Annotated in this window: 7 protein-coding genes; 3 read left to right on the top strand and 4 right to left on the bottom strand. The window is 63.0% G+C overall.

Annotation, left to right across the window (positions count from 1 at the left end):
• Positions 1-66 precede the first annotated feature (66 nt).
• Both AB0D67_RS38465 and AB0D67_RS38460 read left to right on the top strand, forming a co-directional pair.
• Positions 67-426 (top strand): hypothetical protein, encoded by a 360-nt coding sequence (locus AB0D67_RS38465; protein WP_362947202.1) that lies wholly within the window; start codon positions 67-69, stop codon positions 424-426.
• Entirely contained in the window at positions 377-718 is a 342-nt protein-coding gene (locus AB0D67_RS38460; RefSeq protein WP_362947199.1) for an IS30 family transposase, read from the top strand. The genes AB0D67_RS38465 and AB0D67_RS38460 overlap by 50 nt, the downstream gene beginning before the upstream one ends.
• Positions 719-896: 178 nt before the next feature.
• Here AB0D67_RS38460 and AB0D67_RS38455 read toward each other — a convergent pair whose 3' ends face one another.
• Both AB0D67_RS38455 and AB0D67_RS38450 read right to left on the bottom strand, forming a co-directional pair.
• On the bottom strand, positions 897-1706 hold the full coding sequence (locus tag AB0D67_RS38455) for a hypothetical protein (RefSeq protein WP_362947196.1): 810 nt from the start codon (positions 1704-1706) through the stop codon (positions 897-899).
• 917 nt (positions 1707-2623) lie between these two features.
• Positions 2624-3460, bottom strand: a complete 837-nt coding sequence (locus AB0D67_RS38450) for a ParA family protein (protein ID WP_362947193.1) — start codon at positions 3458-3460, stop codon at positions 2624-2626.
• 3340 nt (positions 3461-6800) lie between these two features.
• Here AB0D67_RS38450 and AB0D67_RS38445 point away from each other — a divergent pair.
• Positions 6801-7682: a hypothetical protein gene (locus AB0D67_RS38445; RefSeq protein WP_362947191.1), complete on the top strand. Its 882-nt coding sequence runs from the start codon at positions 6801-6803 to the stop codon at positions 7680-7682.
• On the opposite strand, the gene AB0D67_RS38440 is transcribed toward AB0D67_RS38445, so the two are convergent.
• Both AB0D67_RS38440 and AB0D67_RS38435 read right to left on the bottom strand, forming a co-directional pair.
• Positions 7592-8359 carry a hypothetical protein gene (locus tag AB0D67_RS38440; RefSeq protein WP_362947188.1) on the bottom strand — a complete coding sequence of 256 codons (768 nt, stop codon included), beginning with the start codon at positions 8357-8359 and terminating at the stop codon, positions 7592-7594. The genes AB0D67_RS38445 and AB0D67_RS38440 overlap by 91 nt on opposite strands.
• A 263-nt stretch (positions 8360-8622) precedes the next feature.
• Positions 8623-8825: hypothetical protein (locus AB0D67_RS38435; protein ID WP_362947186.1), on the bottom strand; the 203-nt coding region annotated here is incomplete at its 5' end.

The following is an 8825-nucleotide window of genomic DNA, read 5'->3' as shown; positions in this document are numbered from 1 at the left end:
CCAAGTGGCCCTCGAAGTCGTCGACATCTGGCTCTCGAAGTCAGTGACGTAGCCACGAGGATGCGGATGAGTCACGAGACGATCTACAAGTCGCTGTTCATCCAGGCCCGCGGGCTGCTGGCCAAGGAGCTGACCAAGCACCTACGCTCGGGCCGGCCCACCCGCCGCAACGTCCACAACACCGTCACCGGCCAATGGCGCTCCCAGATCACTGACGCCGTCTCGATCAGCCAGCGCCCGGCCGAGGTCGAAGATCGCGCCGTTCCCGGACACTGGAAGGGCGACCTGCTGCTGGGCCGGGGGCTGACCCAGACCCGCGACTCTGGTGGAGCGCACCACCCGCTTCACCGTTCTGGTCCAGTTGGACGGCCGGGACATGACCACCGTCACCCGCCGGCTGTCGACAACGATGGCCCTGCTGCCTGAGCAGATCCGCAGGTCCTTAACCTGGGGTCGCGGGATGGAGTTGGCCGGGCACAAGCAGCTGAGCGCCGCCACCGGGCTGCAGATCTACTTCGCCGATCCGCGTAGCCCCTGGCAGCGAGGCACGAATGAGAACACCAACCGGCTGCTGCGGCAGTACTTCCCCAAGGGAACCAGCATGGCCGATCTCACCCAAAACGATCTCGATCGAATCGCTCGGAAGCTGAACGCCCGACCTCGCAAGACGCTGGAGTTCGACACTCCAGCCGATAGACTCGGCGCCCTGTTGCGCTGATGGGTTGAGTGCACCCAGGATGCAAAGTTCACTGAACGGCTTCAGAGGTAGAGCTTCATCCCAGCTGAGCGCTCGCCATGCTCTTGGGCAAGGTGGGAGTTTCCTTTCCAAGGAAACTCCCACCCCACGCCTCACAGCGAAACACTCTACAAGTGGTTGTGGTGTCACAGGAGACGACTCACCTGTTTGTGGGTGCCTCCGCGTCCTGCTCAGCCGCGGCAGCCTGCTGCTCTTCGTACCTGATCGCCAGAATCTCCAGTTCGCAGAGCCGGTCGAAGAACTCCGACCGGTTACGAGCGAAGGTTCGCGCCTCCAGGTCCTCGAAGTCAGCGATTTCCGAGGCGGTCAGCTGCATGGACTTCGGCTTGGTGTCATGGTTGGTGCGGCGGTTGCCGCCGCGGGCGCCACGGGCCTTCCGCTTGGGGAAGAACAGGTGGGGATGGTCGACGAACCGGTTATAGGCCGCGATAGCGAACTCCGTGAGGGAGAAGCCTGTCTCTTCCAGCTCTACCTTGACCATTTCCCATACAGGCATGGACAGGTACACGATGAGCTGCTGCGTCGGTTCGGGGAGATCGACTTCTGCTTTGAGGAGCAGCTTGCCGACTTCCAGCAGGCTCCAGGAGACGTCGGGCGTGGCGAGGGCCTGGACAACGGCCAGGGTCGACGCGGCCGCGATGCGGTCCTCCTCCTCGCGAGGAACGTCGAGCACTACCTCAAGAACGTTGGTATCCCGGTGCTCATCGAAGTAGTAGGCGCTACCGGTGACCACCGCCTGGCGACGGGAAGCCTGGCGTACCTGCTGGCACACCAGGTCAGCAGCTTTTTCATGGGCCAGCAGCGCCACCTTTTTACGGCGGCCGCTTCCAGAGTGCACCAATGTGGGACGTTGTCCCGCCGGGACGGTGACCGGGACCGGAACCTGGACTTCCTTGCCGGTGGAAAGAGACGTAGTTGTCTTGTCGCGGTGAGAGATCGGCAGCGTCATCGCCGCAGGGGCGGGAGGGAAGGACGAGGGCTGCGGTGCAGGCTTCACGGGGACAACTGGCTCGGGCTGGCCAGCGGCCCAGCTGGTTCCGCTGAGAGCGACCGGCGGCAGCTGGCTGGGCTGTGAGGGAGTCGGTTCAGCGACAGATGTCTGCTGCCCGCTGACCGGGCTCTCACTATCGGTAAGCGGCTGCAGCGGAGCACCCATCGCCGAGGATGTCAGCGGAGCAGCCTCATCGAGGCTTTGCGGCGGTTGCTGGACGAGGGGTGTCGGCTTCGTCTCGAGGATGGGGACGAATGATGGCGCAGGGGATACCGCAGTGACGGTGGCAGGCCTTTCTGACAGGGACGAGTTTTCCTGGCCTGATGTTGGTACCGGGTCGTTGATCTGTGGCGCTGGCCGCGGCGCAGTCGCCGGTGTTGCCGGCGCAATGGTCCCTTCAATGGGGTGGTCTGCCGCAACCGCGCTTGGCGTCGCTGGAGAAGGTGCCGCGGTGACGTGGGTCGCGACGACTTGTACCGTCTCAGCGGCGGGATTGGGGAGGGGCTCCGCCAGCGATGTCTCTGCCAGCGGAGCTGATGTCACTTCTTCAGCGAGGACAGGGGCGGCCGCCGGCGGCATCGCCGCTACCGATAGTTCGGGGCCCTGTTCAACAGTGGCGGGTGCGGCTGTCGCAGCGGTGCCTGGGATCGTGTCTGAGGCGGTTTCTGCTTCGACAGGCGCAGGAGGTTGACTGTCAGCGGGTGCGGCGGGCTGGGAGGAGACAACCGTTACCGGCTTTTCCTCCATGGTGTCTTCTCCCGCGCCGCGCAGGGCGCTGGCAGGGGGTAGGGGGTTGTCTGCGGTGAAGGCTGCGAAGCCTTGGCCGCTTCCACCGCGCCGGGGCCGGGTCCTTCTCGTGGTTGGGCTCTCACTCATCAGGCGGACGCTCCAGCTGGGCTGTTGACCTCAACGAGGCGGGTGATGGTCGCTACAGCGATCTTGCCGTAGTCCTCAGCCAGCCCTCCGGCTTCGATACCCGGCTGTGGGTCCTCTGCGAGTTCGAAAGCGGTCTTACCCTGCTTGCGGATCTCCACCGCTACCTTCGGCACATGCCGTACGTAGTCTCCGAGGATGGGGGCAGCTCCTCCCAGCCGCTCCTGTAGCTGTCGCCTCACTTCGGCACGCAGTTTTGGCGCGCCGGAGTCGAAGTCGAAGGCAACAGCCCCTAGGAGGACCCTGGGGGTGCCCGTCAGCTCCATGATCTCTCCTGCCACCACTCCGGCCTCTTCAGCCGCGTCCAGGCTTCCCTCGTCGGCCTTGGTAGTGACAACCAGGTTTCGTGCTGCGGCAACCGCCATCTTTTGCAGGAGCTCTTCACCGGGGGGGCAGTCGATGACGATCAAGTCGTACTGGTCCGCGACGGGTTCGAGCGACTTGCCGAGGGCGAAGAGGAAGTCGGCACCACGGCGGACTGCGATGCCCAGGAGGTCGCGCAGGTAGACACCGCCCACGACAACGTCCAGGCCGGGTCGGATGTTCACCGGCTGCACGGGACGGCCCTTGCTCAACGCGTCGGCTAGGGCCTCACCATCATCATCGAAGTCCGCGCCCATATATCCGAAGTCACGGCGGAGGGATCCGACGGGGTCCATGTCGATGATGAGCGTCCGGTAGCCGCCGTAGGTCGCGGCGTAGTAGGCGGTGTGTCCACTGACGCTGGTCTTTCCCGCACCACCTTTGCCTGTCAGGTAGGCGATGGCTTGCGCAAGCATCAAAGAGTCCTTCTGCGATGTAGGTAGGCGTCTGTTGTCTCTCATACGGCTTGTTAGGCCTGGACAGAGGGAAGCCTAGCGCGTCAGGTGTGACGGGGGCAGGAAACACGCCAGGCAGAGCAGACGTACTGGACCGTTTTGGACACGCTCTGCCAACGGCGGCTAAGCAGCGACACGGCAGGAAGCGCCTTCTAGCTGTGGAAACATCTCGAGAGCCAAGGAGGGGCCTTCGCTGTGTGCTTGTAGCCCTGGCTCACAGCGGTGTAGTTCCTCATCGGTGTTCCTGGAGGGCTAAGGGTGTGAACGTCTTCGATGCCAAGGCCGGGGTGTTCATGCCGAGCCCACCCGCGGGAAGTCACTGTCAACGCAGGCATCGGGCGGCGACAGCACTCCTTTCATTCCAGAGGGATCTCCCGTCGGCCGCACCTGTCCCAGCTGGGCCCACCTAATGAGCCTGTCGTACAGCGACGAGATTCTCCTGAAATCGAGACGCCTCGTGGGGCGAAGGGCTACCGGCGGCCGAGGAGTCTTGATGGGTGGTACCTGCTTGTGCGGTCCGTGCAACAGCCGACGAGCTGTTAAGACCTCCGCTGCCACATCTCCGTGGGAGAAGGAACGCCTCCTACTTAGGTTCGGCGGAAGACGAGGAAGCAATCCCTCCCTGGAGGGGGGAGCCGTCCAAGTAGTTGTTTCGAGGGCGAGCTCCTCCGGTAGGTCCATCCCTCACCCCTGTTGGGGGCTTCGGGCGGTACTCCGCTCCACCTTCACTGAAGGTGGAGCACCTCAGCGTCGCTAGCCAGTCGCTGTGATGTTTTGTATGGCCCCACACGCCCATACAAAACATCAACTGAACATTTCGACGGGGAGAGGTGCGCCGAAGGGCTCCTTCGGCAGATGCGCTCGGTTTGCTCTGTGGTCGGCATGTATGCTGGCCGGCTTCCCTGTTCGCGCACTCTCTACTGGCTTCGGGGCCGCTGGATCACACCGAGGCTGCCAACGGTCTGTACTGACAGAGGAGTTCCCCTCGGCAAAGACACGAATCGAGGTATTTGCGTGAGGGAGAGTGGGGAGACAGTGGGAAGCCGTTGCCTGTCTGGAAACAGGCTAGCGGTCCCGCTACGGCCCTCTCCCTCGCCCCTGTCCACCCTTCTCTGCGCCATGTCGGCCTGCACGGTCGACCTGCCGTCCAGCCTGTCGGGCCGCCTCCGATACCCCGAGCCAAGGTGGTCATCTCTCGGTCCGCTGCACGAGGTGTCCTTCTACCGCTTCGCTGCGTGTGTGCACCAAGTATGAACAGCGAATCAGATGAAGGACCGCGGTTGGCGTCCGGATGCGAGGGCAGAGCCTGCCCGCCTCCCTAGGCACTCACTCAAGATCTCTGCGACGGTCAAAGCGGCGCAGAGATCTCGATGTAGTGGTGCTTCTCATGGAGGCGGTGAGCCGGTGTCCCTTCAGGGACGATCACTTCGTCACCTCAGACTCACCAAAGCTGAATCGAGCGAGGTTCTCGTGCGCAACGAGTGGCTCCCTCCAGTGAGATCCACCCGGCTAGCAGTAGGAGCAACGCCCTTCGCCGCGACCGCATGAGCGATCCCCCATTGCGACCTTCCTGTACGGCGAGTACCGCAGTCTCATCGCTTCAGCCAGAAGTGAGCTAGCTCCCGTATGCCCGACCTCATCGTGATCAAGGCATGTCATAGGACATCTCACTAACGAGGTGAACGCCTACCTTCCCGTGAGAGGGCAGGCACCGACTGAACTAGGCTCGCCTCCTCATTGAAGGGGATTTCAACGGATGCCTGTAGCCCTTCACGGGAGGAAGGAGATGATCATCCATCGTTTTGTATGGACGTGTATGGCCATACAAAACCCCATGCTGCTCCATGGGAGCAGCCGACTGTCTGTCTCGATTGCGCCGTCACAACGAGTTCATCTCGCTGATGAGATAGCTACCCGCTAGGTACTGTAGCCAGCCGCCTCGGTAGAGGTTTCCGCCCTCTGCTACTGGCGCCCGGGGAGTCCTCCCCTCGCTGGCATCCTCCAGGTGGAGAGCATCGGGTATGCCCCTCTTCAGGCTGTCGGCACGGAGAGCCACTTCGGCATGGCTCTCGTCATCAGGTCAGCGCGAACTTGACGGGGTGTTCCTGGGGTAAGCCCAACGAGGTCCTTCCCGCTCTGCTCGCGCTCAAGATTCGCTCGGTGGATCCTCGCGAGGGTGAACCACCGCCTTCACATGCGTAGGCGCGACCTACCCCCGTCTAACGGGCTGATCCGCCTTCTCCCGGCACTTACGGCCATGTGATGCCCGGGATCGCCCTCTGGCGCCAGCACTCCTCATCGCAGGCACCCTCCATCTGAGCGAGGACCAGGGTTTTGCATAATAGTGTGCCACTATGCAAAACATCCTGCTGGCACTCACGTGATTCTCGCCACTCTCAAAACCGCTGATATCAAGGAAAGTAGCGTCAACCTGTGAAATGACGGCAGTCCAGTACTGCGCCTGACGACACAAAGCGACCAGTTATGAGTTGCCGCAGCGGCTGCGTAGCTCCGCCTGAGCGGCACGATGTCAAGTATCGGCTGATTGCCGACCCTACCGCAAAACGCCGCCAAGCAACACACCCACGTAAGAGTCTTTTCCTTGGGTCTGAACTGCTCACGTCGAGAGCCGAAGCGGTCGGTCGAGCTCGCCTAAGCACGATCCCGCGGCACCGCATCTTGAGATACCTCGTCAACGCCGGTTAGGTCATCGTCTCGGACATTCTGACCACCTGCCAGCCTCGCCTAGCCTCGCACCTACGCCCCAAGATCGCTTCCGCTGCGCTGACCAGGGGGTTCTCTGATCAGCACAAGACCTGAAGCTCTCGCAGCGTTGAAAGCCGACGTCGCTGATGAGCCACCCCAAGCCGGTGAGCCTGCGCCTGCAGATCCTCCCTCGCCAAAGCATCTTGTGAACGATGTGAAGTCAATCACCCCGCTACTATTTCTTTTCTGCGGGTAGTGGTGCGTATCATCGCAAGAACGCCGTCCCCGTGTGTGCTGCATCATTCACTTACGCGAGGTCCCACTTGCATCGCAGTCATGCTCAAAAATGTAGTTCCATTCTTCAATGACTGCTGGGCCTCCTTGCGGGCCAGCACCCATTAATTCAAGGCATGCGAACGCAATCTCATCGCCTAAAGTGGGAAACCACTCATTTCCCTATCCGGCCGAGACCAGCTTCACCCATCGGAGGGAAGGAGCACAAGGAGCCCGCTCGTCTACGATCCGCGGTGACCTACCCGAACCCACTCCGGAGAATCCCCGAATGCTCGACTTGGACATTGACTGCGGTTAGGGGATGGAAGTACTCGCGGCCGAACGCAACGCCGCCGTCGCGGACACCTTCCCGCTCAAGTCCTCCGGGAGGATCGTGTGGGAACTAGCGACTGAGCTACCGCTCGACGTGCTGGAGCTGCTGACTCATGTCCCGGTGGACCTGGGGCTGATCGTGCGGACCGCGCTGCACGCTACCCGCGCCCAGGACCCGAACGCTGCGACCATGGGTGTGATCGACATGGTGGTGGACCAGCTCACCTTCAATAAGGAACTGCCCGACCAAGTGATGACGGCCGTGCAGCAGATGGCGGTCCGGCTGCTGGGCGAGCAGGGGTTCGCGGACTTCTTCGCGCTACGGCCAGCGGCGCTCGACATCATCGCCTTGGCGAAGGGGGCTGATGTGGGCGTACGGGCGCGCCTGGAGGAATCCTCACCGTCCTCCGGCTCTGTGAGCGGTGGGACGACCTCGACGCCGATCTCGCCCACCACTATCCCGGGTTCGACGCCCGCGGAGCCTAGCAGCGGCCGGGTGACCCGGGTCCGCCGGCCTCTCGCCCGCGTCGAACGTCTCCCCGCCGATGCTCTGATCCACACCACGGCGGAGCAGCGCTGGCCGAAACCGCAGGAAGTGCGGCGGCCGGGATTGGTGATCGGGACAATCGATAAGGCAGGTATCGCCCGAGCGATCGATGTGATGATGGCCCTGGCCAGTCTGCGCCCTCGCACTAGCTCGGCCACCACACCCCCAGCGACCGGAACGGACATCATCGCCCATCCAACCGCCCCAACCACCAAACCGGTGAACGTCCCCGGTCAGGCCGGCAGGAGCCGCTCGTGCTCCGCCGCAAGCCTGGTCAGGCGCTCCATCAGGGTTTCCTTGATTCGAGCGCGAAACTCACCGTAGGCGTCGTCGGCTAGGTCGGCGAGTATGAGGCGCACTCGCGCGGCCGCGTAGCGCATGCGCTCGGTATGGGCCGCAGTGAGTGGCTGAGACATGCCTGTCAGAGTGATGTTCAGATGGCCGAGATCCTCTGCCAGATCCGTCGGGGCCGTGTCCGCCATCGCGGCCAGTTCTGCGGCGTCGGCCAGGAACTGCGGTCCGTGCTCGAGAAGCCACGCCGTTTCCTTCCCTCGGGAGGAGCCGCTGGTCACCTGTCGGCCATCGGGCGTGGGCGCTCCAAGGTCTTTCATGAGCCGCCGCTTTCGTTCCCACACACCTCTGCGGCCTCGGAGGCCCAAGGGGGCGGCCATGAGCTCCTGTGCGAGCCGTACGCGGTGATCCTCTGCCAGGACGAGCAGACTCAGCTCCAGGCGCTTGAGCTGACCTGGCCGGGCGGGCTCGTTGACCCGCACGTATTCGAGCAGCTCCAAGGCTCCGAGGATGTCTTCTCTCAGCACGTCCCCGGGCACCAGAGGATGAGGCCTGGTCACGTAAGCGATCAGTTCGAGGAAGTCATCAGAAATCTGGTCGAACCACGGATCCGATCCTCGTTTCCAACAGCATTCACGCCGAGCGATGATCGTCTCGCGTAGGTGCCGGGCGCGGGATGCCTCGACGACGGGTTGTTTCCTGGGTGGCATGTGTCCACATGGTATGGACACGATGCCTGAGGCGGGAAGCCAGTCGGCAGAGCATCAGGTACCACCCTCTGGTGTCTGACGGTCTCGAAGGTGATGTCGTGCCTCAGTGAATCTGCTTGGTTCTCGGTGCACCTGCTTTGACCTGGCCGGTTGTCTCAGTCGATCCGCCAAGCACTATCCGGTCCCCGGTGAGTCCGGCCCCAGTGCTCGATCTCGATCTGAAACGATCAGCATTGCCCTAGATGCTAGGAGGCCCTGGCATCTCACCTCAGAGCTGCAAGACCCTCGGTGGGGGCAACCACGTCGTCCGGGTCAGCGGCACGGTCCGGAAGCCCACCGGCCGCTGGACGTCGGCCGTTCACGCCTTGCTGAACCACCTTGCGGCGGCCGGGTTCAACGGCGCCCCCCGTGGTGTGGACGGTCAGGAATTTCTCCGGGTAGGCGGCCAGCCTGATCCAGGCTGGCG

This window comes from Streptosporangium sp. NPDC048047 (assembly GCF_040653115.1).
In the GTDB taxonomy this organism is placed as follows: Bacteria; Actinomycetota; Actinomycetes; order Streptosporangiales; family Streptosporangiaceae; genus Streptosporangium.
This window is presented reverse-complemented; position numbering and strand designations above follow the sequence as displayed.

Coding starts and splice junctions, on each gene's coding strand:
- AB0D67_RS38445 (WP_362947191.1), top strand. CDS start 6,801: ATGGAAGTACTCGCGGCCGAACGCAACGCCGCCGTCGCGGACACCTTC.
- AB0D67_RS38460 (WP_362947199.1), top strand. CDS start 377: ATGACCACCGTCACCCGCCGGCTGTCGACAACGATGGCCCTGCTGCCT.
- AB0D67_RS38450 (WP_362947193.1), bottom strand. CDS start 3,460: ATGCTTGCGCAAGCCATCGCCTACCTGACAGGCAAAGGTGGTGCGGGA.
- AB0D67_RS38465 (WP_362947202.1), top strand. CDS start 67: ATGAGTCACGAGACGATCTACAAGTCGCTGTTCATCCAGGCCCGCGGG.
- AB0D67_RS38440 (WP_362947188.1), bottom strand. CDS start 8,359: ATGCCACCCAGGAAACAACCCGTCGTCGAGGCATCCCGCGCCCGGCAC.
- AB0D67_RS38455 (WP_362947196.1), bottom strand. CDS start 1,706: ATGACGCTGCCGATCTCTCACCGCGACAAGACAACTACGTCTCTTTCC.